At 63.1% G+C, this 25,757-nt stretch carries 18 protein-coding genes, 1 tRNA gene and 1 pseudogene; 6 read left to right on the top strand and 14 right to left on the bottom strand.

What is annotated here, in order from left to right; translation table 11 throughout:
• Positions 1-23: 23 nt before the first annotated feature.
• From selB to FXY94_RS06520, 3 genes are all read right to left on the bottom strand, one after another.
• Positions 24-1,829 carry a selenocysteine-specific translation elongation factor gene (gene selB, locus FXY94_RS06530; protein ID WP_016664235.1) on the bottom strand — a complete coding sequence of 602 codons (1,806 nt, stop codon included), beginning with the start codon at positions 1,827-1,829 and terminating at the stop codon, positions 24-26.
• A gap of 9 nt (positions 1,830-1,838) precedes the next feature.
• Positions 1,839-3,194, bottom strand: a complete 1,356-nt coding sequence (selA, locus tag FXY94_RS06525) for an L-seryl-tRNA(Sec) selenium transferase (RefSeq protein ID WP_016664234.1) — start codon at positions 3,192-3,194, stop codon at positions 1,839-1,841.
• A 110-nt stretch (positions 3,195-3,304) separates the two neighbouring features.
• Positions 3,305-3,399, bottom strand: a tRNA-Sec gene (locus tag FXY94_RS06520).
• A gap of 40 nt (positions 3,400-3,439) precedes the next feature.
• Between FXY94_RS06520 and selD the strand changes: the two genes are divergently transcribed.
• Positions 3,440-4,483 (top strand): selenide, water dikinase SelD, encoded by a 1,044-nt coding sequence (gene selD / locus FXY94_RS06515; protein WP_016664233.1) that lies wholly within the window; start codon positions 3,440-3,442, stop codon positions 4,481-4,483.
• Between the two features lie 190 nt (positions 4,484-4,673).
• Here the strand turns inward: selD and nrfD are convergent, their stop codons facing one another.
• From nrfD to fdnG, 3 genes and pseudogenes are all read right to left on the bottom strand, one after another.
• On the bottom strand, positions 4,674-5,777 hold the full coding sequence (nrfD, locus tag FXY94_RS06510; RefSeq protein WP_016664232.1) for an NrfD/PsrC family molybdoenzyme membrane anchor subunit: 1,104 nt from the start codon (positions 5,775-5,777) through the stop codon (positions 4,674-4,676).
• The gene (locus FXY94_RS06505; RefSeq protein ID WP_016664231.1) at positions 5,774-6,757 is read right to left on the bottom strand and encodes a 4Fe-4S dicluster domain-containing protein; all 984 of its coding nucleotides are present in this window, start codon (positions 6,755-6,757) and stop codon (positions 5,774-5,776) included. Before FXY94_RS06505 ends, nrfD begins: the two co-directional genes overlap by 4 nt.
• A 248-nt stretch (positions 6,758-7,005) precedes the next feature.
• Positions 7,006-10,188 (bottom strand): annotated as a pseudogene (gene fdnG, locus FXY94_RS06500) (formate dehydrogenase-N subunit alpha); the annotation flags it as partial.
• Between the two features lie 238 nt (positions 10,189-10,426).
• Between fdnG and pepN the strand changes: the two are divergent.
• Positions 10,427-12,982: an aminopeptidase N gene (pepN, locus tag FXY94_RS06490; RefSeq protein ID WP_016664228.1), complete on the top strand. Its 2,556-nt coding sequence runs from the start codon at positions 10,427-10,429 to the stop codon at positions 12,980-12,982.
• A gap of 116 nt (positions 12,983-13,098) precedes the next feature.
• Entirely contained in the window at positions 13,099-14,025 is a 927-nt protein-coding gene (locus tag FXY94_RS06485) for a mechanosensitive ion channel family protein (protein ID WP_016664227.1), read from the top strand.
• A 9-nt stretch (positions 14,026-14,034) separates the two neighbouring features.
• Here the strand turns inward: FXY94_RS06485 and FXY94_RS06480 are convergent, their stop codons facing one another.
• The 4 genes from FXY94_RS06480 to FXY94_RS06465 form a co-directional block, all read right to left on the bottom strand.
• Positions 14,035-14,514: an acyl-CoA thioesterase gene (locus tag FXY94_RS06480; RefSeq protein WP_016664226.1), complete on the bottom strand. Its 480-nt coding sequence runs from the start codon at positions 14,512-14,514 to the stop codon at positions 14,035-14,037.
• Between the two features lie 14 nt (positions 14,515-14,528).
• Positions 14,529-15,905 (bottom strand): sodium/glutamate symporter, encoded by a 1,377-nt coding sequence (locus FXY94_RS06475; protein WP_016664225.1) that lies wholly within the window; start codon positions 15,903-15,905, stop codon positions 14,529-14,531.
• A gap of 106 nt (positions 15,906-16,011) precedes the next feature.
• Complete coding sequence (locus FXY94_RS06470; protein WP_016664224.1) at positions 16,012-16,332, bottom strand: putative quinol monooxygenase; 321 nt, start codon at positions 16,330-16,332, stop codon at positions 16,012-16,014.
• Positions 16,333-16,377: 45 nt separating this feature from the next.
• Positions 16,378-16,896 (bottom strand): gluconokinase, encoded by a 519-nt coding sequence (locus FXY94_RS06465; RefSeq protein WP_016664223.1) that lies wholly within the window; start codon positions 16,894-16,896, stop codon positions 16,378-16,380.
• Positions 16,897-16,995: 99 nt separating this feature from the next.
• On the opposite strand from FXY94_RS06465, the gene FXY94_RS06460 reads away from it, so the two are divergent.
• The 3 genes from FXY94_RS06460 to FXY94_RS06450 are packed head-to-tail and all read left to right on the top strand — an operon-like array spanning position 16,996 to position 19,914.
• The gene (locus FXY94_RS06460) at positions 16,996-18,060 is read left to right on the top strand and encodes a D-2-hydroxyacid dehydrogenase (protein WP_016664222.1); all 1,065 of its coding nucleotides are present in this window, start codon (positions 16,996-16,998) and stop codon (positions 18,058-18,060) included.
• 35 nt (positions 18,061-18,095) lie between these two features.
• Positions 18,096-19,001, top strand: a complete 906-nt coding sequence (locus FXY94_RS06455) for an acyl-CoA thioesterase (protein WP_016664221.1) — start codon at positions 18,096-18,098, stop codon at positions 18,999-19,001.
• A complete protein-coding gene (locus FXY94_RS06450; RefSeq protein WP_016664220.1) occupies positions 18,982-19,914 on the top strand; it encodes an SMP-30/gluconolactonase/LRE family protein in 933 nt (310 codons plus the stop codon). The genes FXY94_RS06455 and FXY94_RS06450 overlap by 20 nt, the downstream gene beginning before the upstream one ends.
• An 83-nt stretch (positions 19,915-19,997) precedes the next feature.
• Here FXY94_RS06450 and FXY94_RS06445 read toward each other — a convergent pair whose 3' ends face one another.
• The 4 genes from FXY94_RS06445 to glgP all read right to left on the bottom strand — a co-directional run bounded on the left by FXY94_RS06445 (position 19,998) and on the right by glgP (position 25,718).
• Positions 19,998-21,290, bottom strand: coding sequence for an ABC transporter substrate-binding protein (locus tag FXY94_RS06445; protein WP_016664219.1), 1,293 nt, complete (start codon positions 21,288-21,290; stop codon positions 19,998-20,000).
• A gap of 98 nt (positions 21,291-21,388) precedes the next feature.
• On the bottom strand, positions 21,389-22,219 hold the full coding sequence (locus FXY94_RS06440) for a carbohydrate ABC transporter permease (protein ID WP_016664218.1): 831 nt from the start codon (positions 22,217-22,219) through the stop codon (positions 21,389-21,391).
• Positions 22,220-22,230: 11 nt separating this feature from the next.
• Positions 22,231-23,097, bottom strand: coding sequence for a carbohydrate ABC transporter permease (locus tag FXY94_RS06435; RefSeq protein ID WP_016664217.1), 867 nt, complete (start codon positions 23,095-23,097; stop codon positions 22,231-22,233).
• Positions 23,098-23,189: 92 nt separating this feature from the next.
• On the bottom strand, positions 23,190-25,718 hold the full coding sequence (gene glgP, locus FXY94_RS06430) for an alpha-glucan family phosphorylase (protein ID WP_016664216.1): 2,529 nt from the start codon (positions 25,716-25,718) through the stop codon (positions 23,190-23,192).
• Between the last annotated feature and the right edge of the window lie 39 nt (positions 25,719-25,757).

Below are 25,757 nucleotides of genomic sequence, written 5' to 3'. Positions count from 1 at the left end.
GTCTCGGTGCGGGGAGAGCGCTGTTAGCGGACGATCTCGCGATGCCCCGCGTCGAGGCGGCGCGTCCACCCCTTTTTATCGAGATGCTCGAGGAGCGGAATCACGGTGCGTCTGGTCGTGCCGAGCGCCCGGCGCGCCTCAGAGGTCGTAAACGGCTGCGGTAACGCTGCGAGTTCGCGCATCGCGAGTGCGGGCGCGGTGGGTAGAAGAACGAGGTTGTCGCTCGGCAGGCCGATCCTCAGGAGCCGCCCTTGTTTCGCCGCGGCCGCGAGCTCTTTCGCGCCGAGACCAAGGTCAGCGAGATCGCCGAGTTCGGGCGCGTTGAACGGATCATTTTTGAGTTTCGCTTCGAGCGCGGCAACGCTCGCTTCTGCCTCGCCGAGCCCCGCTTCGATCGCCGGATCGACAATGAGCCCATCGCGTTCGATGAGCGCCGACTTCTTCACGACCATCGGAAGGAGTTCGAGGGCGGGAAGCGCGAGGGCTTCGACCGCTTCTTTTCGGGAAAGCCCCGGACGAAGGGGATTTGTCTTAGCGGCAGCCGCAACGCGTTCTCTCAGCGCGCGGGCACCGCGGTCGAGGAAAGCTGCGCTCACAAGCCAGCCACCGTCGGACACACACCCTTCGAGCGTGCCTGCCACCTCAAAGCCCATTTTCCTGAGGTCTGTTTCGCGCATGGCGCCGCGCCGCTCGATTTCAGCTCGTGCGTCCCCGCTCTCGCTCATGTGCTCGAGCTCGCTTTCACGCGCGCTCCCCGCGCCGCGCCTGCGCAGTTCCGGCGGGTCCACATCGAGAACGCGCACGCCCCCGAGAACAGCCCGCTCACCTGTGCCGCGCATGACGAGGCGATCGCCGATCACGAGCGGAAGAGGAACATCAAACGTGAGGCGCGCGTGCTCCGCGCCGAGGGGGCGCACGCGTGCGGTCACGGCCGCGCTTCCCACGTGGATCGTGGTCTCGCGCGGCACATCGTCGAGGCTGTCTCCGCTCACGCTGCGCACATCCACGACACGCGTGAGGTGGAAAGCGCCGGGTGTAAGGAGCACGTCGCCGCGATGGATCTCGCTCGCGGAAATTTGGCGAAGGTTGAGGGCCGCGCGGCTCACTGGCTCGACGACCTCCTCGCTCGCGCCGCGCGACTGCACGCCGCGCACGCTCACTTCTCGCGGCTCGCTCTCGCCGTGGCGGGTGCTCACGAGCTCGAGCTCATCGCCCGCGCGCACGCTCCCGGAACCGAGGGTTCCCGTCACGACCGTGCCTGCGCCGTCGATCGTGAAGGACCGATCAATCCACAACCTCACGTTTTCATGCGGGGATGCAGCTGCGACGCTTGCCACGAGTTCATCGAGCACGCGCTTCAGCTCATCGATCCCCTCACCGGTCACACCCGAGACACCGCATGCCGGTGCATCAGCAAGGCCTGTGTCGGCGAGTTCGCGCCGTGCTTCGGCAATCACGGTAGTGACGCGTTCGGGGGCGCGATCGGCGCGCGTCACGACGATGATGCCGTGGGAAATACCGAGGGCCTTGACGGCGTCGCGGTGGTCGCTCGACTGCGCGCTCCAGCCCTCATCTGCGGCAACGACGAAGAGCACAATGGGCACGGGCCCGAGTCCCGCGAGCATATTGCCGATGAAGCGCTCGTGGCCGGGTACGTCCACGAAGCTCACGCCGCGCCCCGAGGGGAGCGTGCACCACGCGAAGCCGAGGTCGATTGTGAGCCCGCGGCGTTGCTCTTCTTCCCAGCGGTCTGTTTCAATGCCGGTGAGCGCGCGGATCAGTGTGCTTTTGCCGTGGTCAACGTGCCCAGCGGTCGCGATGACGTGCATGCGTCCCTCCTAGCGTTTCATGAGCGCGGCGATCACGCTCGCAAGCTCAGCATCCTCGAATTCGGGAATGCAACGCACGTCGATAAGACAGGCGCCGTCGCGCGTGGTCGCAATGATTGGTCGTTCGAGCGCGCGCAGTTCGCTCGCCAGATGCTCGGGCACGCGCAGTGCCCATCCCGGGATCGGAACCTCTGCACCGCCTCCCCCGCCGACGCGGCCGTCGTGCGGAACAACCTCGCACGTCACGTTCACGCGCTCGTCGATTGCACGCGCAAGCTTTTCGGTGCGGGCTTTGAGCGCGTCGGGGTCGGTGTGAAGCGCTTCAAGCACGGGCGGCGTGGGTCCTCCGACGGTAGCCTCGAGCGCGGCGAGCAGGAGTTTATCGGCGCGCATCGCTCGCGCGAGAGGGTGGCGGGCCACGCGCTCGACCCACTCCTTCTTCCCGAGGATGAGCCCCGCTTGGGGGCCGCCCACGAGCTTGTCGCCGCTTGCGAGCACGAGGTCCGCGCCGCTTTCAAGGGCCTCGGTGAGCGTTGGCTCATCAGGAAGCAGCGGCTCCGGGGAAAAGAGCCCCGAACCGATGTCGACGATGAGCGGGAGATCGTGGGCGTGCGCGAGATCGGCGAGTTCAGCGATGCCAACAGCGCTTGTGAAGCCTTTGATGACGTAATTGCTCGCGTGAATCTTGAGGAGCGCGGCTGTGTTTTCTCCGAGGGCCTTTTCGTAGTCGGCAAGATGCGTGCGATTCGTCGTGCCGACCTCGTGGATCACGGGACCCGTCGACTCGATGAGCTCGGTGAGGCGAAATCCCGCGCCGATCTCGATCATCTCACCGCGGCTCAATACAATCTCGCGCCGCTTGCCCGATCCTGGACCGGCGAGGGCCGTCGCGATGAGCGAGAGCGCCGCAGCGCCATTGTTGACCGCAAGCGCGTCCTGCGCTGCAGGGCACGCCTTGAGGAGCGCCTCGCGCGTCGAAACGCCGCGCTTCCCGCGAAGGCCCGTTGCCAGATCGAACTCGACATCAACGTAGCCCGCAGCGGCTTCCAAGGCGTTGATCGCCTGAGGTGAAAGAGGGGCACGCCCAAGATTGGTGTGGACGATGACTCCCGTTGCGTTGAGCACGGGCGTGAACGCGCACGCGTGCACGCCCTCGAACGCGGCGATCACCGCGCCCTCGACGTCTTCCGGCGCGATTTCCCCCGCCCGGGCACGACTCTGCATGTCACGCACAACATCGCGTACGCGCTCTTCCCCAAGGCGTTGCTTCGCTCGTTCGACCTCTTCAAGCGCGAGTAAAGCATCGGTCCGTGGGATCCGCCGTCGTGGATCGTCGCCTGCTACCGGGGACGCGGTTCGTGACATGTCGCGGGGCACCTTCGCTCAAAACTCGGGATCGCGGTGGCGTGGCAGGCGTCGGACCAAAACTCCACGTGCCACGCGCGCCCCGCCCACAAAGGCGAGGCGCGAAAGCTTGGCGGAGGCGGACGGGAATCGAACCCGCCATACCGAGCTACTCGATATCACCGGTTTTGAAGACCGGGGCGCCCACCAGGACACGTACGCCTCCAAGCACGAATTTACCAGTGAAAATGCCTAGAGTGGAATGCATGACCATCGACGACGATACCCAGGCCACAGAAACACCAGACTTCAGCAACTACCCACGCCTCACCACGATGGCGCACGGCGGCGGTTGCGCGTGCAAAATCCCACCGGGCGAGCTCGAGGATGCCGTGAAGGCGCTCACGGGGCAAACGTTCGACTCGGTGATCGTGGGTCTCGACGACGGCGATGATGCCGCCGCGGTTAAGGTGCGTGGCGACCTCGCGGTGCTGTCGACTGCGGATTTCTTCACGCCCGTCGTCGATGATCCTTACGACTGGGGTCGCATCGCTGCGGCGAACGCCCTTTCAGATATTTACGCGATGGGCGGAGAGCCGGTTGTCGCGATCAACCTCGTGGGGTGGCCGCGCGAAAAACTCCCCATGGAGATGCTTTCGGAGGTGCTGCGCGGCGGCCTCGACGTGGGGCGCGAGGCTGGCGTTCCCGTGATCGGGGGGCACAGCGTCGATGATCCCGAACCGAAGTACGGCCAGGCGGTCACGGGCATCGCGAAGCCCGACGCTCTCCTGCGCAACGATGCGGCCGAGGTTGGCCTGCCGCTTACGCTCACGAAACCGATCGGCGTGGGTCTTTTGAACAACCGCCACAAGGCCACCGGCTCCAGCATCGACGAAGCCGTGAAATGGATGACGACGCTCAACGCCGAAGCCTCTCGGAAGGCACTTGCAGCCGGCGCCAAGGCCGCAACCGACGTGACCGGATTCGGCCTGCTCGGGCATTTGCACAAAATGGCGCGCGCCTCGGGCGTGAGCGCCGTTCTCGAGCGCGCGGCCGTGCCGGCGATGGGCGATGCTCTCGACGCGCTTGCGGGGGGCTTCATCTCCGGCGGCACTCGACGCAACCTCGACTGGGTGCGCCCCTCACTTCGTGCAGGAGCGGGCATCACGGAAGAGGATCTGCTGTTCCTCGCCGACGCGCAGACCTCGGGCGGCCTTCTCGTCGTGGGAGAGATCCCCGGGTACCCGGTCATCGGTGAGATCGTGGCCGCGAGCGACGACGCGCCCGCAGGCAGCGTCCAGGTCCGCTAGGCGCCGTCGGAAGAAGCTGAGCGAAAGGCCCGCACCGTGTACGAGTCCGCCCTCGATCTTCCGTGAATTGCATAGGGGTTACGGGGGTTTGAGCTGCCGCGACTCGATCTAAGCCGATGCGGCTCACGAAAAAGTGGGGGCTATGGCACTTGGCCATAACCCCCACAACTTCTATGGAATCCAGAGGACGCTAGTCGGTTTCGGGGCCCGTCACGATCGAATCGTCCACGATGCCGTGCTTACGCCGACGCTCGAGGCGTTCCTTCTGCGGGATCACGGTGTACTTCGGATCGCGAGCAGACTGGAAGCCCGCATCGAGAATGCCGAAGCGCGTGAACGCGCTTGCCGCGGCAAGGCACGCACCCGACGCAATCGCAATCGCGCGATGCTTCTTCGCGAACAAGCCCGTAACGGCGCCCGCGATGAGGAGCTTCTCCGCGATATGCATCTTCTTGCCGCCATCGCCGATCTCGAGCGGCTCGGCTTCGAGGGGGTGCATTTCTTTCTTCATCGCGCGCAGCGAAAGCATATCGCCCGCAACGCCCGCAAGCGCGAGACGCTGAACCGGGCCGATCTCGTCGAGCGGAGTCGAGAGCATCGCGGTGCCCGACGCGGCGAGGCTCGCCGAGGATGCAAACAGGAACGGAAGCGAGAACTTTCCGCCGTTCCAGGCGGGAAGCGCCGAGTCACCGAGCAGCACCGCGGTGTACACCGCGAGCGGAGCACCCGTCGCCGCCTGGCCCCACGCCGCAGGCTTCTCGAAAGCGCGCGCAACCTTGCGAAGCGGACCGAGGGGGAGCTTCTCCCCCGTCATACGGTCAAACTCATTCGCAAACGTCACACCAGCGTTCACGCCGTACGCCGAGATGATCCACGTACCGAGGTTCATGGGGCTCGTCGGCTTGAACGTGCGCATCATGTTCAAGAAGCGGTCTGGTCGGCCGAGGTCCTCGATGAGGCTTACGGTGCCGATGCCGAGCGCGATGATCGAGCCAACGCGCGCGTTACGGCGCAGCGTCTCACGCCCCGTCGCCCCCGCGGCAAGCGCGATGAGGCCCGACGAACCGGCGACACCGCCGAGGAACAGGTACACGCCGATCGGGTACTCCCACGGCGGCGCCTTGACGATCTGACGACCGTAGTAGCTCGTGAACTGGACGTCCTCGACCATCGAGACTTCGCCCATACGGTTCTGACCACGCTTACGGGCGCCGTCATACTTGGTTGCTTCAGGCCGACGCTTGCGGCGCATCGGCTGCGGCGGGCGGTAGCTATCGAACTCGTTCTGGCTCATTTCCTCTTACCTCCCACAAACATGAGGGCGGTCGTTGCGATCATTGCACCGGCTGCGAGGGCTGCGCGACCATACATCTTCGGCAGGTCCATCGTGCCCACGCGCGGGTCCGGCGGAAGACCGTAAACCTCCGGTTCGTCGAGGAGAAGGAAGACGGAGCCGAGACCACCCACGCCGTCGTTCGAGTTTGCGCCGTAGAGGCGGGCTTCGGTCATGCCCTCCTCATGGAGCTTCTTCACGCGTTCCTTGGCCTTCGCGACCATGTCTTCGCGATCACCGAACTTGATCGACGTCGTGGGGCAGGTTTGGGCACACGCGGGCTGCTGACCGTCTTTGAGGCGGTCGTAGCACAGCGTGCACTTGTTGGCCGTGCCCTTATTCGGGATGTCCTGTTCGAGGTGAGGGCGGTCGTCGCGGTCGGTCTTCGGTGACACGGTGCCGTCGTCGCGGCGCTCGATCACACCGAACGGGCACGTGTACACACACGTACCGCAGCCGTTGCAGACGTCGGCCTGCACAACCACCGTGCCGAACTCCGTGCGGAACAGCGCACCCGTGGGGCAGGCATCGAGGCAGCCCGCGCGCGTGCAGTGCTTGCACACGTCCGAGGCCATGAGCCAACGGAATTCATCCGTGTGCTTTGGCTGCTGCTCACTCGGCGGTTTCTGCCCGATCTTCGGCATACCGAGATTGACGAGCTGACGGCCTGATTCGCGGGCCTGCTCGATGCGCTTTTCCGACTGCTCGATGAACGCAACGTGACGCCACGTATTCGCGCCGAGCGAGCCCGTGTTGTCGAACGACGACCCGAGCAGCTCGAAGTTACCGTCCTGAGGGTTGCGGTTCCACTCCTTACACGCGACCTCGCAGGCTTTACAGCCGATACAAATCGACGTATCGGTGAAGAAGCCTTTGCGGTCGTGTGTGTGCTCCCATCCCGCAACGGAGATGGGGTCAGCGGTCGTGTTGAGAAGGCTCATCACACACCTCCATTCTCGTCGTGGGAAGCTTGGGAGTTGTCGTTGACCATGCTCGTGCGGCCGGTTTCGCCGTCGGGACCATCGTTCCCCGAGGCCATGTTGACGTCGGCCTTATCGGCGCGGCGCTTCGCCTCCTTCGAACCAGGCTTCGACGCGGCAATCCCCGTGAAGCCCGCGGTGTTCGAGCCGCGGGTCGTCTCCTCGGCGACCTTTGCATCCTGCTCCGTGCTGGTCTCGGCCTTGCCGGTGTCATTCGCAGGGACAGTCACGCGTTGCATGCCGGTCTCGAGAGTGATCCCGGCTTCGCGCTGATACTTCTCCACGAGATCCACGAGCTCAGGACCGCGGGGCCTGCGACCCGGAATCATCGCGACCGAAGAGTACTTCGAGTCTTGGATGCCGGTGTTCGGGTCCATCGTGATGCCCAGCAGATCGTTCGCACCGTCACCGGTAATGATCGCGTCCTCGCCAACACCCCAGTGGTATGGGAGGCCGATCTGATGAACGGTGTGACCGTTGACGTTCAGCGGCTTGAAACGCTTCGTCACAAGTACGCGCGCCTCGATCGCCGCTCGCGGCGAGATGAGGGTGGCCCATTCGCCGTTCTTCACGCCAACTTCCTCGGCGAGTTCGGGAGAAATCTCCGCGAACATCTCCGGCTGAAGTTCCGCGAGATACGGGAGCCAGCGACTCATGCCACCCGCCGTGTGGTGCTCGGTGAGGCGGTAGGTCGTGAACACGTACGGGTACACCTCTTGGAGAGGCTCGCCGTAGCCGGGTGCGGTGAGGTTCTCCTCGCGCGGCATGACGACGCGGGTCGGCTGGTTTTGCTGCGGGTACATGATGTTCGGCAGCTTCGATTCCACAGGCTCGTAGTGAGTGGGAATCGGGCCGTCGAGCATGCCCTTCGGCGCGAACAGCCAGCCCTTACCGTCGGGCTGCATGATGAACGCATCGTCACCCGCGAGCGCCGCGGGACCACCCACGGTCGCATCGGGACGTGCCTTCGGGTTGAGGCCCACGGGGAAGTCTGGAACGTCGTGACCGACCCACTTCTCCTGCTCCTCATCCCACCAGATCCAGGCCTTCTCCGGACTCCACGGCTTACCGTCGGGGTCTGCAGAGGCGCGGTTGTACAGGATCTTGCGGTTGGCCGGCCAGACCCAGCCCCATTCCCTCTCGGTGTAGGGGCGGCCATCGGCAGGCTCGCGCACCGCGGCGTGGTTGATGCCGTCGGCGTACACGCCCGCGTAGATCCAGCAGCCACCGGCCGTCGAGCCATCGGCCTTCATATCGACGAACTTCGACAGCGGTTTGCCCTTGTTTTCGCCCTCGGTGTAGTACCCGTTGATCTCGCGGATCACGGCTTCGGCATCAACCTCGCCGTGCTCATCGAGCGGGTAGTCCCAGGTCATGTCAAGGACGGGCCTGTCTCGAGGATCGTCTGAATCCTTGAGCGCTTCGCGGATGCGATTGCCGAGATCGAAGAAGAACTGCAGCTCGCTTTCGGCGTCGCCCGGCGGCGTGACTGCCTGGTGGCGCCACTGCACCATGCGCTGAGTCTGCGTGAACGAACCGGCCTTTTCTGTGTGGTTCGCAGCGGGCATGAAGAAGACTTCGGTGTCGATGTCTTCGGTCTTCAGTTCGCCAGTCTCGATTTCGGGGCCGTTCTTCCAGAACGTCGCCGTCTCGATCATGTTGAAGTCACGCACAACCAGCCACTTGAGGTGGCTGAGCGCCTTGCGGTGCAAGCGACCATTCGAGCTTCCGACCGCCGGGTTCTGGCCGATCACGAAGTAGCCATCCACCTTGTCCTGAAGCATGAGCTGCAGGGTCTGGTAGGTGCCATGCGCACCCGTGAGCCGCGGCAGGTAATCGAAGTGGAAGTTGTTCTCTTTGGTTGCGCTTTCTCCCCACCAAGCCTTGAGAAGGCTCGCGGTGAACTCTTCCGACTTTGCCCAGAAGCCCTTCTGCTTCTTGGTGCCCACCGAGTCGAGGTAGGTCTCCCAGGTATCCGTCACGCCTGCCTTCGGCATCGGGAGGTAGCCGGGAAGGATGTGGAAGAGCGTCGGGATGTCGGTCGAGCCCTGAATCGTGGCGTGCCCACGCAACGCGAGGATGCCCGAACCGGGGCGCCCCACGTTGCCCATGAGCAGCTGGAGAATCGAGGCTGTACGAATGAACTGCGCACCACCCGTGTGCTGGGTCCAACCCACGGCATAGCAGAATGCGGTCGTCTTATCGCGGCCCGAGTTCTTCGTGATCGAGTCGGCGATGTAGGCGAAGTCTTCCGGGCTGACGCCACAGACCTTCTCCACAACCTCCGGCGTGTAGCGCCGGAAGTGGCGCTTGAGGATCTGGAACACCGTTCGCGGGTGCTGCAGGGTCTCATCGCGGACGGGGAGGTTCTTCTCCTCGTCCATCTCGTACTGCCAGCTCGAGGTGTCGTACGTTCCCGTCTCCGGATCGAAGCCCGAGAAGAAGCCGTCGAGGTCCTCAGGATCTTGGTAATCCTCGCTAATGAGGGTCGAGGCATTCGTGTAGTGCTTCACGTACTCCTCGAAGAACAGGTTGTTCTCGAGAACGTGGTTGATGAGAGCGCCGAGAAGCACGATGTCGCCGCCTGCGCGGGTCGAAATGTACTTATCGGCAAGCGCCGAGGTGCGCGAGAAGCGCGGGTCGACGTGGATCACACGTGCGCCGCGAAGCTTCGCTTCAATAACCCACTGGAAAGCGACCGGGTGACACTCGGCCATGTTGGAGCCTTGGATGATGATGCAGTCCGCATTCGCGAGGTCCTGCACCGGCTGCGTGGCTCCGCCGCGCCCAAACGAGGATCCCAAACTGGGAACCGTGGCGCTGTGTCATATGCGGGCTTGGTTCTCGATCTGAATAGCACCCGTGGCGGTAAACAGCTTCTTGATGAGGTAGTTTTCCTCGTTATCGATGGTCGCGCCACCGAGCGAAGCGATACCGAGCGTGCGGCGCACGGGGCGGCCGTCTTCGTCGGTATCTTGCCAGTGCTTCTTGCGCGCCTCGAGGTAGCGCTCGGTAATCATCGACATAGCGGTCTCGCGATCAAGCTTGACCCACTCTTTCGACTTTGGAGCGCGGTAGAGGATGTCGGTCACGCGCCCGGGAGCGTTGACGAGCTGCTCGCTCGCGGAACCCTTCGGGCACAGGCGGCCACGCGAGATTGGCGAGTTGGGGTCGCCCTCGATCTGGATGACCTTGTTGTCTTTGACGTACACGCGCTGGCCGCAGCCAACGGCGCAGTAGGGGCACACGCTCTCAACGACCTTGTCGGCGGTTGTCGTACGCGCCTCGAGGTTCTGATAGGTGGGCGACTGGGAGGTGGGGCCGAGCCCCAGCACATCGCGAGACTTGGCCTGCCTCAGCACAGGCCAATTAAGAGGATTTAGTGATGCCATACGACAACCCTACCAGCGCCACGCGCAAAAGAAACCCTGGTCAGAAACGATCTTTAAGAAACTAAACCATTGCAAAAACTACTTCGGCGTCGGACTCCCTATCCCTCCGGGCGGCCGGGCACTACCCGCTCGCCCAGCCCTCGCGTCCGTGCATTCACCCCACCCGCTCCCACCCTGCGATGCAAAGATGGAGGGGACCCGCACGCGATGCGGCCCCCAACCCTAGGAGAATTCGAGAATGACCTCTGAAAATCTCACCCGCGCCGAGGCGCAGGAACGCTCCTCGTTCCTCAGCACCTCCCATTACGACGTGAAGCTTGACCTCACCAAGGGTCCCAAGACATTCCTCACGGAATCCACCATCTACGTCAACGCCACCGAGGCTCGCGAAACCTTCGTCGACCTCATCGCTCCCGAAGTCCTCGAGATCACCCTCAACGGCGAGACCCTCGACAACCCCGGCGAACGTTTCGACGGCGCGCGCGTCCAGCTTCCCGCGCTCAAGGTCGGCGAGAACGTCATTACCATCCGCGCCAACGGCGCCTACATGAACACGGGCGAAGGCTTGCACCGCATGGTCGACCCGGTCGACAACGAGGTGTATCTCTACACCCAGTTCGAGGTGTCCGATGCCCGCCGCATGTACGCCAACTTCGAACAGCCCGACCTCAAGGCCACCTTCGCCTTCACGATCACCGCTCCCGCCCACTGGCGCGTCATTTCGATCGCCCCGAGCCCCGAGCCCGTCCCGGCCGGTGAGGATTCCGACGGTCAGCCGATCGCCACGTGGACTTTCGAAAAAACACCGAAGATCTCGACCTACCTGACGGCTCTCATCGCAGGCAAGTACGAGGGCTACGACGGCACGATCACCTCCCGCAACGGCCGCGAGATCCCCGCGGGTGTCTACGCGCGCGCGTCTCTCGCCCCGTACCTCGATGGCGAGTACATCGTTTCGATCGCCCAGCAGGGCTTTGAGTTCTACGAGAATCTCTTCGATTACGACTACCCGTTCCCGACCTACGACCAGATCTTCGTGCCCGAATACAACATGGGCGCGATGGAGCACCCGGGCGCCGTGACGTTCGTGGAGCGCTACGTGTTCCGCAGCGCCGTCTCGGACGCAATCCGCGAACGCCGCGACCTCACGATCCTCCACGAGCTCGCTCACATGTGGTTCGGCGACCTTGTCACGATGAAGTGGTGGGACGACCTGTGGCTCAACGAGTCCTTCGCTGAGTTCGCCTCGACCCTCTCTTCTGCGCGCGCTACTCGCTGGACGAACGCATGGACGACCTTCGCTGGTTCGGAAAAGGCCTGGGCCTACAGCCAGGACCAGCTGCCGTCCACGCACCCGATCGTGGCCGACATGGTGGACTTCGACGCGGTAGAGACGAACTTCGACGGCATCACTTACGCGAAGGGCGCCTCGGTTCTGCGCCAGCTCGTCGCATACGTCGGTGAGGAGTCGTTCTTTAAGGGTCTTCGCGCGTACTTCAAGAAGTACGAGTGGCAGAACACGACCCTCAATGATCTGCTCGACGAGCTCGAGGCCACGAGCGGCCGCGACCTTCGCTCGTGGAGCAAGCTGTGGCTCGAGACGACCGGCGTGAACACGCTCCGCCCCGAGATTGATCGCAATAACGACGGCACCGTCGCGTCGTTCGCAGTTCTGCAGTCCGCCGCGAGCGAGCACCCCACGATCCGCCCGCACCGACTCAAGATCGGCGGCTACAGCCTCGAGGGCGGCGTCGTGACCCGCACCGTGAGCGTCGAGACCGACATCGACGGTGAGCGCACCGAGATCGCGGATATCGCGGGCAAGAAGGCCGACCTGTGGCTCATCAACGACGAGGACCTCACCTACGCGAAGGTCCGCCTCGACGACGATTCGCTCGCGTTCGCCCTCGAGCACCTGCGCGATATCGACGACGAGCTCGCTCGCACCCTCGTGTGGAGCGCCACGTGGGACATGACGCGAGACGCCGAACTTCCGAGCCGCCGCTACCTCGATCTTCTCCTGAAGAACATCGACCGCGAAAAGGACTCCTCGGTTCTGCGCACGCTCCTCGGGCGTCTGGACCTCGTGGGCACGCGCTACGCGGCCCCGGCTGATCGCGCTGAGCGCGAGAAGAAGGTTGCGTCGGCTCTGTGGGAGCTCACGCAGGGGGCCGACGGTGGCAGCGATCAGCAGCTCCAATTCCTCGAGTCGTATCTGCAGTTTGCCGGCAAGGACGACCTCGACACGGTCAAGGGTCTGTTCGAAGGATCTCTCACCCTCGCGGACCGCGAAATCGATACCGACCTCAAGTGGCAGATCACCATCGCTCTCGCCGCTCTCGGCGCTATCGACGAGGCCGGAATCGACGAGGTACTCGCGAGCGACGACACGCAAAACGGCCGTAAGAGCGCCCTCACGGCGAAGGCCGCGATCCCCACTGCCGAGGCGAAGGCAGCAGCGTGGAAGAAGACCGTCGGCGAGGACACGCTTGCGAACGAGCACCTCACCTGCGCCATCGTGGGCTTCAACCGCGCGAGCGAGGAATTGCGCGCGCCGTACATCGATCCGTACTTCGAGATGATCGAGAAGGCATGGGCGTCACGCTCGAGCGAGATCGCGAACCGTCTTATCCAGGGCTACTTCCCGGGCCAGTACCCGAGCGAAGAGATCGTCGCGAAAGCGGACGAGTGGCTCGCTTCGCATGAAGACGCGATCTACGGCATGCGCCGCCCCGTCCTCGAGGGTCGCGACTCCGTCGCGCGTGCGGTGCGCGTCCAAAACGCCGACAAGTAGTCCGCTGAGGAGGCTGCGCTGAGGGCGCGGCCACCGTCGGAAACCGTGGGCGGCCTCACCATCGGTGGGGCCGCCTTTTCATGCCCGTCTCAAGGTTTCCCTCCTACGGTGGGGGCATGAACTTTTTGGCAGAAACCACGACCCAAGAGGCTTTCTCGCTCGTGGACCGGATAGGCCAGTGGCTGCTCTCCAATGGCGTCACGATCCTCGTGATCATTCTGGTCGCCCTACTCGTGCGCTTCGTGGTGGGCATACTGGTCAATCGCATTTTTCAGACGATGTACCAATCAGGTTCGCGTATTTCGCGCATGACCAACGTCGTCGTGAAGAAGCACCCCGATGCCGGCCTCGCCGCCGCCCACGAGGAGCGCCGCAAGCAGCGTGCGGACACCCTCTCGACGGCGTCGAAGAATGTCGCGAGCGTCGTCATTTGGTCGATCGCGTTCGTCATGATCCTCGCGCAAGTGGGCGTCAACATCGCGCCGATCATCGCCTCGCTTGGTGTTGCCGGCCTGGCCGCCGGTATCGGCGCGCAAACGCTCATTAAGGACGTTCTTGCGGGCGTGATCATGCTGTTCGAGGATCTGGTGGCCGTCGGCGATTACGTCGATCTTCAGTTCGCCGAGGGAACCGTCGAAAACGTGAATTTGCGCGTCACCCAGGTGCGCGGCCTCAACGGCGTCCTGTGGACGGTGCGCAACGGGGAGATTATTTCGCTCGGCAATTACTCGCGCGGCCTCGGAACAGCGTTCGTCATACTCGATATCGCGAGCAGCGCCGATGATGCTGCGGTGACGGAGGCGATCCACGCCGTGTTCGATACGCTCAAGGCCGATCAAAAGTGGTCGAAGCTCATTGTCGGCGCGCCCCAGGCCACCGGAATTCTTTCGGTCGACGGTGCTCGCTACCAGCGCCGGATCACTGCCGACACCATCCCCGGCAAGCAGTGGGATGTGGAGCGCGAGATCCGCAAGCGCCTTCGCGCCGAGTTCGATAAGCGGGGCATCGAGTTTGCGCTCCCGCGCTTCCAGGAGTCGGCGTAGAAAAACGCGCTACGCGCGCCGGAATGTCAGCGGCGCGCTTGTGAAGCTCTCGAGGGCCGTGCGTAGCCGTGTGGGCATGCGCACGGCCTTCGCGGTTTCGGCCTCGACAATCACGATCGTCGTGCGCGCGATCGCGTAGGGCCGCTCCAGTTCGTCGGCCGTGAGTATTTCGTAGTCGAGGTCGAGCGACGCTCCCCCAAGCTTCGAGATCCACGTGCGCACGATGACCCCGTCCCGGCGGTAACCGAGCTGGCGCGCGTACTCGATCGTGTGGGCGGCCACGAGCGTGTGGAAGGCACCGCCCGGCGACAGCTCTGTGAGCGCGGTTGGGTACGCGGGGGCGCCATTCGCGAGCTCGGTGTCCGACGGCCGCCAAAAGGCCCTCGTGCGGGCCTCCTCGAGCAGCCGCAGATACGCGGTGTTATTAACATGCCCGTACCCGTCAAGGTCACTCCACCTGACGGGTACGGGAATATCGAGGAAAGGCACGAGTGCGACGAGCCTTATTCTGCCCTGTGGTCAAACGTGCCGTGCACGCCGACGCTTTCAATCATGCTCGTCGTGGGCGCGGGCTCGCGGCGCCTAAACGCGAGCGCGAGGATGATGACGCCCGCGAGCGTGAGCGCAAGCGCTACCCACCACGAGGCGCCCGCGAGAACTAGAGCCGGGAGCGTTGCGATGGTCGCGATATCGACAAAGCCGATCGGGATATAGGCGATGCCGTAGTAGTCGAGCGTCTTGGACTTCATGTCGGGATCGACGATGCGCAGGAGCGCCATGCCCATACCGGCGGTGCCGGTGTTCCAGCCCCACGTGAAAATGCCTTGCTCAACCTTGTGATCGGCAAAGAGTTTCTTGGAGACGAACACGTAGTAGGCAAGCACGAACAAGGTGCCCGCGAGGATAAGAATGAGAAGCGGCTGCCAGTAGGAGGCCACGACCTTCGGATCGATCGAGGCTACGCCGAAGGCCACGAGCAGGTCGGTTGACATGCCGCTTCCACGCTCAAAAATTTTCCCTTCGAAGACGTTTTCCGCTTTGAATGCTTTGAGAACGAACAGCACGACGTACCCGAGGAGGAACGAGACGCTGAAGGTAGGAACCGACAGCCACTCGACCTGGCTATTCGCCCACGAGGTGAACATGTAGGCGAAGGCCGCAATCATGAAGAGCAGCCCCAGGTGGTAGGTGATCGGGTCCAGGCTCGTCGAGGATACGGGAGAAACACCAATCGATTCGCGGTTCTCTTCGGCGATGATGCCCGTGCGAAGATCCTTCGGAAGGGACTTGAAGTCCTTGAGGTAGGCCGTGTTGCCGCGCATCGATTCGACCTTGATGATCGCGATTCCGCCCACGACGGACAGGATGATGCCGATCGTGGCGGACGTCATCGCGAGGGAAAGTGCCTCGGGCCATGTGTTGCCAAAACCGTCGGCGATCGCGGCTGCCGTGCCGTGGCCGCCCATGAAGCCGGCTGCGAGGAGCAAGCCGAAGCCGTCGGGCAGGTCATTGAAGAACAAACTGAGAATGCCGAGGGCGAAAATCAGACCGAAGCCCCATTGGAGAACCGAGATGGCCTGGGAGACGGACCACATGGTGCGAACGGCACGAAACACGTTGCCGAGTCCCGCGATTTTCGAGGTGAACGGAAGCGCCGCGAATACGACCGCGATCAGGATCGAGGAGTAGATGGGGACGGAACTACTGAACGGGATGATGTTCAAGACGTTGGGGCCGAGAATAAGGCCGAGAAGCCCGGCGATCAGGCCGGCGGGCAAGAAGAGAGACTGAATCGGCTTGACCCAGGCGCGCAAAAGCACACCGATGAGGATCAGAAGGCCCATCCAGCCGAGGTCGGTAAAGACGTCCCACGCGCTCATCGTTCACATCCTTTGACTCATCTCGCGAATATTTGCAAACGAGTCACGGTACCACGGGAAAGGGCTGGTGAGTCACGTTCACGTGAGAGGTGGCACCGGTTGGGACTTAATCCGCGAGTTCACCCATGGGACCCCAGCCTTCACCTTCGATGTCCTTCGAGATGATCTCGGGAGTTTCAGAGATGAGCGGGCGCATGGCATCCAGGCCGGCCTGGAAGTGCGGGGCGTTGACGTGCTTCTCTCCGGCCTCGGCGTCACGGTACATCTCGACAAGGAGGAATTCGTTTTCGCGCTCCGTGCTGCGGTACCACTCGAAGAAGAGGCAACCTTCCTCCGCGCGGCACGCGTTCGTGTAATCCGCAAGTTTTTCGAGGAAGGTGGCGGTCTCTTCGGGCTTGACCTGGTATTTCACGTTAATGAAAATCATGGCGCCAACCTAGCTTTTGACCCTGCATAGATCCTTGCCGCGCGCCTAGCAGGTGCGAGTGCCGTCATTGAGGCCGGTGATGATGTTCTCGACGACGTCCTTCGCGGGCTGTTCTATGCTCGCGATGATGCCAGCTTCGTCGTCGTCAAGCTGTTCGAGAGTCGCGAACTGGGAATCAAGAAGCGAAGCGGGCATGTACTCGTGGTGACGGTGCGCGATGCGCCCAGCGATGAGTTCTCGACTTCCCGCAAGGTGCACGAATTGGAGATCCGGTGCGAAGGAGCGCAGCTGATCGCGGTAGCGGCGTTTAAGCGCGGAGCACACGATCGCGCACGTGACGCCTTTCGCGCGCTCACGCGCGATGGTCTCGCCGATCGCGTCCAGCCATGGAGCGCGGTCCTGGTCGGTGAGCGGAGTTCCCGAAGCCATTTTGGCTTTATTGGCCGCTGGGTGAAGATCGTCGCCGTCGATGAACGTCAGCCCTAGACGGTCAGCGAGGGCCTTTCCGACGGTGGATTTTCCCGTGCCCTGCACGCCCATGATGATGAGCGGGGTCTGGCTCACGACAAGTCTCCTTTTGGTGTGCGGCGCTAGTTTTCCCCACCACTGTAGAGGATTCACCAGTGCGTTCCCCCTAGGATTGAAGGAGCGAAAGGAGACCTCATGCCACGCTCGAACGACCAGCGCCTGACCCTCGCCATCGCCGTCGACCTCCCCGAAGACGAATGCGCGTTGATCCGCGAGCGCGAACCTCGCGTGAGGCTCGTTCGCACCGGAGCTCTTGCGCGTCCGCGCCGGTACGACTCCGACTGGGTGGGCGATCCGGCTTTCACGCGCTCTGATGCAGACGAGCGGGCGTATCAGGAGATCCTCGAAAGCGCCGATGCCGTCGTGGGCCTTCCTGACGATAGCCCCGCGAAGCTCGCAGAGCTCGTGCGAAGCAACCCTCGGCTCCGCTGGGTTCACACGATGGCTGCGGGCGGCGGAGCACAGGTGAAAGCTGCGCATCTCAGCTCTGAAGCGCTTGAACGCGTCACGTTTACAACCTCGGCGGGCGTGCACGGCAGCACCCTTGCGGAGTTCGCAATCTTTGGACTACTCGCTGGGGCGAAGAACCTTCGTGGCCTCGAAGATGATCAACGTGCGCACGTGTGGCCAACCATTCGCGTACACCCTCGCCACCTCGATGAAATGACGGTTCTCGTGCTCGGTCTTGGCGGTATCGGCAAGGCTGTCGCCTCCCGGCTCAAGGCTTTCGGCACCGAGGTCTGGGGAACCTCGCGCTCGGGCCGCGCTGTCGAGAACGTGGACCGCATCGTGCCGCTCGCTGACCTTCACGACGCGCTGTCGAGGGTCGACGCCGTCGTGGTGACGCTTCCCGGCACGGACGAGACTCGCCACATGCTCGATCGGCAGGCGTTTTCTTCGATGAAGAAGGGCATGATCCTCACAAATGTCGGCAGGGGAAGCGTGATTGACGAGGCTGCGCTTCTCGATGCCCTCGACGACGGCACCGTCGATTTCGCTGCACTCGACGTGGTGGAGCGCGAGCCCCTCCCTCACGAGCACCCACTTTGGGATCACGAAAAGGTTCTCCTCAGCCCACACTCGGCAGCCCTGAGCGCGCAGGAGGGGATGCGCATCGCGGCGATCGTGGCACGCAACGCGACGGCGCTCCTCGACGGCACACCCCTCACAAATGTTGTCGATACCCTCAACTTTTATTAGGAAGGCGTTCATGCGCCCTTCGTTAAGATGGGCGCATGTCGATTCCTGAGCCAGCAGCCGTGACCCGCAGCCTCCTCGATCTTTTCGAGCTTCGGAAAATCGATGGGCCCGAGCAAACATTTGAGGGGACTTCGCTCCCCCAGCCGGGCGGGCACGTGTTTGGCGGGCAGATGATGGCGCAGGCCCTGATCGCAATGGCGCGCACCGTGCCGGAGGGGCGCCGTGTGCACTCGACCTACGCATCGTTCCTCGAGCCCGCTCGCGCGAGTGAGCCGCTGACCTTCACCGTACGCACGCTCCGAGATGGCGGGTCGTTCTCCACTCGCGCACTCGAGGTCACGCAGCGCGGAAACCTCGTCCTCACGATGAATGGCTCGTTCCAGGAACGCCAAGAAGGAGTGCACCACGTGGACGAGGTGGCGTCGGACCACTCCCCCGACATCCTCCCGAGCACACGCGACGAACTGGGCCGGGTAGACCACCCGCTCGCGCAGTTCATGGCGTACCAGCGCCCCGTGGACATTCGAAACGCGACCGGCTCTTTGTACTTCAATCCGGACCCTGAAAAGCGCGCCGAGCAGGCCGTGTGGATGCGTGCTCTCACCCCGATCGACACCCGCGACCCGCTCACCCATGAAGCGTTCCTGACGTATGCGAGCGACTACACTCCCTTCGAGCCGACCATCCGCCGCCAGGGCCTCACGTGGCTCACGCCCGGCCTGCGCGTCGCCACTCTCAACCATTCGATGTGGTTCCACTCGGATGTCAACGTCGACGACTGGCTGCTGTATGTGCAGCGCTCCCCTGCCGCGACCGGCGGCCGCTCGCTCAGCGTTGGCCAGATTTACACGCGCGAAGGCTCGCTCGTCGCGACCGTGAACCAAGAGGGCATGTTCCGTATCCGCACGGAGGTGAAGGACAGTGACCACCCCGCCGTTTGATCCGAGCGCCCGCGTCGAGAAGGTCGCAACCGGCGCGGCCTGGGCCGAGGGCCCTCTGTGGTACCCCCTCGAGAAGGTGGTGCGCTTTAGCGACATCCCGAACAACCGCATCATCCAGCTCGACCCCGCAACCGGCGAAACGCTCGTGTGGAAAAGCGGCGTCAACTACGCCAATGGCCGCGCTCACCATCCCGACCTGGGAGTCGTCGAATGCAACCACGGGACCCGCTCGCTCGATAAGGCGCCGCTCGTGCCGTTCATGGATGCGGAAATGCTCATCGACTTCTTCGAAGGCGGGCGCCTCAACTCCCCTAACGACGTTGCCGTGCACCCGATCGAGCACACGATCTGGTTCACCGACCCTCCCTACGGGATCCTCAGCGAGGGCCAGGGGCAGCCGGGCGAGATGGAGTACGGGCGCTCGTACGTGTTCAAGCTTGATCACCACGGCGACCTCGAGGCCGTTGTGACCGAACTGAGCCGCCCGAATGGCATCGCTTTTAGCCGCGACGGTAAACGCCTGTACGTCACGAACACCGCCGATAACCCCGATAAACCCGAGGAGAACGCCCCCGAATCCGTCACGGATAGCGCGGGCCGTCACCATATTTGGGCCTTCGACCTCGGCGCTGACAACGCGGTCGTCAAGGGCAGCGGGCGTCCGTTTGCCTGCCCCGCGGCCGGGGTTCCCGATGGCATCACCGTCGACGAAGAGGACCGGGTGTGGTCCTCCGGCGGGGACGGGGTGAGCGTGTTCGATTCCGACGGCTCTCTGATCGCCCACGCGCCCGTTCCCGAGGTTGTGTCTAATCTCTGCTTCGGCGGGGAGGACGGCCAGGACCTCTTCATCACGGCCACCACGAGCCTTTACCGGCTCCGCACGAACACCCGCGAGCCGTGGAGTTTCGCCTGATCGAGACTGTCGACAGGTACAGAAAAGGGGAAGCAGCACGCTTTTGCACTGCTTCCCCTTCATGACATCGGTACACGACGCCATCACGCCATTGCGGCGTTGCCCTCTTCCTGGGCTTTCTTGACGCCTTCCTCGGCGGAGAGATTGCCCGCGAAGATCTCCTGGAAGACGGGCATTACGGCATTAAGGCCGGCGAGGGACTTTGCGCCGGTATCCGCGGGGCCGGGATTCTTCGCCGCTTCGATGAACTGCTCGACGTCGACGCCCTGCTCTTTCCAGAAGTCCACGAAGGACTGCTGCGCATCCACGTGGCCGGGGAACGAAATTCCCTGCTCACCCAGGGGCAGCTGCCCCTCCTTCGAGCCGAGCCATTCGAGAAGCTTCACAACCGACTCCTGGTCCTCGCGCTTCGCGTTACCCGCGGCAACCACGCCGTGCACGAGCGACTTCGCCCCCTTCGGGCCTGCCACCATGGGGGCGATAGCCCACTCGAAGGCGCCGTCGACCGAGTCGTGGATCGTCTTGAGGCTAAACGGGCCGCTCTGGAAGAGGCCGAGCTTACCCTGAATAAACAGGTCACGCGCGAAATCGCCGTTCGTATTGGTGTCAGCGGCCGAAGGCGCAACCTTGAGTTCGTTGACGAGCGCAGCGAGGTAGGAGAACACCTGGACGCCCTGCTCTGAATCGAATGCGTACATATCGTTGGCATCCTGCCACTCGGCACCGTTCGAGCTCAGGAAGGGGCCAATGATGGATTGGCGATCGCACGCCGCATTGAAACCGAACACGCCATCCTTCGTGAGCGCGGTGGCGGCATCGCGAAGGGCATCCGAGCCGGCGGTGGGATCGAAGGCGAGTGTCGTGGGGTCCACGCCAGCGGCGTCGGTGAGGTTCTTGTTATAGAAGAGAGCGATCGAGTCCCAGACCTGCGGAACACCCCACAGCGAGCCGTCGCGGGTGTACAGGTCAACGACAGCCTTCTCCCAGTCCTTCACGGACCCGCCGAGCTTCTCCGAAATATCGACGAGCGCTCCGGCCTGCTGGAATTGGGTGAAGCTCGCGGAATTCAGCCAGAACACATCGGGGGCGCTGTCCGAAGCGCCGTCAGAGAGATCGAGAGGCAACTTCGTCCAGTAGTCGTCCCACGGAACAACCTCGACCTCGACCTTGATCCCTGATTCCTCGGTGAACTTCTTGAGCGACTCCTCGTATGCCGCCTTCGCCGTGCTATCCCAAATGCGGAACTTAAGCGCCCCGGCGTCGGCACCCGAGCCCTTCTTCGCGGACGAGCCCGAATCTGACGGCGAGCACGCGGCGAGTGCCGCGGCCGCGGAGGCTACGAGTCCACCGGAGAGAACTGTGCGACGTGAAACCATGTGATGGCCTTTCTTCAACGGTCGTGCGGGCACCCTCGTGCCCTGCACATTGTTAACGCACGAGCATACCGGATATTTATGGATGCCATAAGCGATGTTTATCGCAGTTCGGTTCCACCGATCGACTGCGCTACCTGCTTCTGGAACACGAGATACAGGAGGATGAGCGGAATCATCGCGAGCGTCGTTGCCGCCATGACCATCGTCCAATTGTTGTTGTATTGAGTACTGAGTGCCGAGGTCGCAACCGTAAGGGTCTGCCACGTGTCCCCCGTCGTGATGATGAGCGGCCACATGAAGGAGTTCCAGTGGGTCACCACGGTGATCACGATGAGCGTCACGATGATCGGACGGTTGAGGGGCACCACGAGGCTGCGAATCATCCGCAGATGCCCCGCGCCGTCAACGCGCATCGCATCCAGCAGCTCTTGAGGCACGCTCCGGAAATTTTCACGGAGCAAAAACACGGCGTAGGGGCTACCAAACACGAACGGCAACACGAGCGCCCAGAAGGTATTGCGCAGCCCCATCTGCTGGAAGGCGAGGAAAAGAGGCACGACAACCACGACCTGCGGAACAAGCAAGGTCGCAATAAACGCCCAAAACAGCACGTCACGACCGGGGAATTGCAGATACGCAAACGCGTAGGCCGCGAGAATGGAAAAAACGATCTGCCCCACAAGGATCACCGCGACCATTTGCGTCGTCACGGCAAACGGGGTCACAAAGCTATGGGACCCCGTGAAAAGCGCCGAAAAGTTCTCGATCGTCGCGGGGTCCGGAAGATGAATGGGGCCCTGGCGCAGGAAGTCACCGGGGGCACGCAGCGCCGTCATGATCGACAGCGAAAACGGCGCGAGTGTAAGCACGGCAGCAACGATGAGGATCGTGTACGCCACGACCGCTGAAAGCACCGACTTTTTCTTCATAGACACCGCCCTCAGGACATGTCGTAGGTGATGCGGCTCGAAAAGAACCGCTGCTGAATAAACGAGAGAGCCGCGAGGATGACGAAGAGGATCACGGCAACGGCCCCAGCCCGCCCAAGCCGACCCGCACCAAACGCCTCGTTGTAGATGAGCGAGGCAATGACCTGGGTGCTATCGCCGGGCCCTCCCCCGGTCAGCGAATACACGGTGTCGAACACCTGGAAGCTCGCAACCATCTGCGTGAGCGCCACGAAGAACGTCGTGGGATTCAAAAGGGGCAGCGTAATCGCGAAAAACCTCCGGATGCTGCCCGCACCGTCGAGCTCAGCGGCTTCGTAAATCGACGGCGGGATCTTCTGGAGCCCGGCCTGGTAGAACAGCGCGTTATATCCGACGGCCTGCCACACCGCAACGAACGCCACGGCAGGAAGGGCGAGCGTGTGCGAACTCAACCATTCGATTCGAGTTCCAAGCAGCGCGTTCAGGGCGCCGTAGGTGGGCTGGTAGATCCATTTCCACACGACGCCGATCGCAACCGGCGCGCACACCCACGGGATCACGACGATCACCCGGAACAGAGTCGACCCGGGGAACATCTTATTGAGCTGGATCGCGAGGAGTAGCCCGAGCGCAATCCCGAGAGGCACGCTCATGAGGGTGAAAAGGAGCGTGACAAACAAGGAGTTCCACAGGGCGTCACCCGTGAACAGGATCTCGTAGTTCTTGAGACCGATGAAGTCGTGCGAGCCAACGATCTCCCAGTTCGTCAGTGAAAGCCCGAAGGCCACAACAACCGGCAAGAGAATAAAGGCAAACACACCTATCGCCGCGGGCAACACGAAGAGCCACGAAAGAATCGGGTGGCGAAGCCGCATCATCCGATCGACTCCTTCCACCCGATACTCTCTGACACCTTGAGGTCGATACTTATGCCCGACCTAACGACAAGCTATGCCAGCGTACACCCCATTCACTGTGCGACGTGCACTAGGCCAAGCTCAGCGGTGTGAGCAAGAACGCGATGCGAGGGCACAACGCGCACGGTGTAGCCCACCGACCCGAGGGTTTCGAGCGGGTGCTCGGCCGCATAGCGGCCATCCACGCCCTGCGTCATCGCCACGGTGGTGGGATCCTCAAGTTCGCCGTCCTCGTTCGCGGAGCCCACGACAAGTTGGACCTGGACGTCGTCGGCATGGATCTCCCCGAGCTCAACACTCGCGCTCACGGCGAGAACATCACCGTCAACCGAATCCTCGACCTCGCGAACACTCACGCCACCCCAGCCCTGCGCGAGCCGCTGCTTGTACTCAGCGAACTCGTGAGAAAGACCCTCATCGTTCGCAAACAGCGCAACCGACTGCGATGCCGGCGCATACAGCTGCTCGACATAATCGCGCACCATGCGAGTCGCGGTCACCTTCGGCGCGATTTCCATGAGGGAATTGCGTACCATCTGCAACCACTTCGCCGGAACGCCGCTCTCGTCCCTGTCGTAGAACAGCGGAACGATGCGGTTCTCGAGAATGTTGTAGAGGCTCTCCGCCTCGAGGCGGTCGCGCTCGGCGCGATCCTCGATGTCGACGGTTTCGATCGTCCAGCCCGCGTCGTCGGTGGCCATTTCATCCCACCAACCGTCGGAGGTCGAGAACGTGAGACCGCCGTTGAGCGCAACCTTCATGCCCGAGGTGCCTGAGGCCTCCTCCGGGCGAATTGGATTGTTGAGCCACACGTCCGAGCCGGACACGAGGTACTGCGCCATGCGAATGTCGTAGTCCGCGAGGAACACGATGCGGTGGCGCACGCCGTGATCGTCCGCAAACTGCACGAGGCGCTGCATGAACTCCTTGCCGGGGTAATCCGCGGGGTGTGCCTTGCCAGCCACGACGATCTGCACGGGCCGCTCCTCGTTGAGGAGGATTTCCCGCAGGCGCTCCGGCTGGCTCAGCATGAGCGTGAGGCGCTTGTAGGTGGAGACGCGACGCGCGAAGCCGATCGTGAGCACGTTCGGGTCGAGCACCGAATCAACCCAGCCAAGCTCGCCCGGGTGCGCACCGCGGCGCACCCACGAACGGCGTACATCTTCGCGCGCACGCTCGACAAGATTCGCGCGCAGCGTATTTCGGACATCGAGAAGTGCCTTGTCACTCAAGGTCCCAAGCTGCGACCAGTCGCTGCGCGCCGACAGGTCAATATCGCCGAACACGCTCTTGTACAGCGCATCCATGGGGCGCGAGATCCACGTGCGGCGGTGTACACCGTTCGTAATCGAGGTGATCGGCACCTCCGCCTCGTCGAAGCCCGGGTAAAGGTCCTTGAACATGCGGCGGCTCGTCTCGCCGTGGAGCTTCGCAACACCATTCGACCGCTGCGAGAGGCGGAACCCCATGTGCGCCATGTTGAAGATCTGCCCGCCATCCTCGACACCGAGCGCGAGCGCAGCCTCCACCGGCAGATTCGGGACGAGGCGTGAAATGCCGTTGCCGTCCGCATCGAGGAAGTGACGCAGCTGGCCCGCATCGAAACGATCGATACCGGCGGGAACGGGGGTGTGAGTGGTAAAGACCGAGCCCGCACGGGTCTTCGTGAGCGCCGCATCAAAACTCAGGCCCTTACCCATGAGCTGACCGATGCGTTCGAGGCCGAGGAAGCCCGCGTGGCCCTCGTTGAGGTGGAAGACGTCTCGCTCGCGGCGCCCCTCGAGCTCAGCAAACCGCTCGACGGCTCGCACACCGCCGATGCCGAGCACGATCTCCTGTTCAATACGGTGGAAGTGGTCGCCACCGTAAAGGCGGTCGGTGATCTGGCGGGCGCCCTCGTCGTTGCCTTCAACGTTCGTATCGAGGAGAAGCAGCGAGATGCGCCCCACCTGGGCCTTCCACAGAGCGATCGTGATGATCCGCTCGCCGGGGAACGTGACATTCACGCACACCTGGTCACCGTCGGCATCCGTCACGGGCACGACCGCGAGATCCTCAGTGACGTTCTGCTTGTAGTTTTCCTGCTGCCAACCTTCGCGGTTGAGCGACTGGGAGAAGTAGCCCCACTGATAAAGCAGACCCACGCCGATGAGGTCGACGCCGAGGTCCGAGGCGGACTTCAGGTGGTCACCGGCGAGGATGCCGAGACCACCCGAGTAGATCGGGAGGGTCGGGGTGATACCGAACTCCATCGAGAAGTACGCGATTGCCGGAGCGGCCGGCACCTCTTTCTGGAACCAGCGCTCACTCGTCATGTAGGTGTCGAGATCCTCGAGGCAGTCCTCGAGGGCAGAGCGGAACTTCGGATCAGCCGCAACCTCGCTGTAGCGGCGCGCGGGCACCATCCCGAGTTGCACAACGGGATTGCGGTTGCTCTCCTCGTACGCACGCGGATCGAGCGCCTCGAAAAGGTCGCGGGTTTCGGCGTTCCAGGTCCACCGAAGGTTGTAGGCGAGGGTGCGAAGCCCCTCGAGCTCGGCGGGGAGTTCTGACGTCACGGAAAGAGTACGAAGTGCCTTCATATCCCTTAAGGTAGCCGAGCCCGCCGCTTACCATGCATG

Source organism: Dermabacter jinjuensis (assembly GCF_902381725.1).
Taxonomy (GTDB): Bacteria; Actinomycetota; Actinomycetes; order Actinomycetales; family Dermabacteraceae; genus Dermabacter; species Dermabacter hominis.
This window is presented reverse-complemented; position numbering and strand designations above follow the sequence as displayed.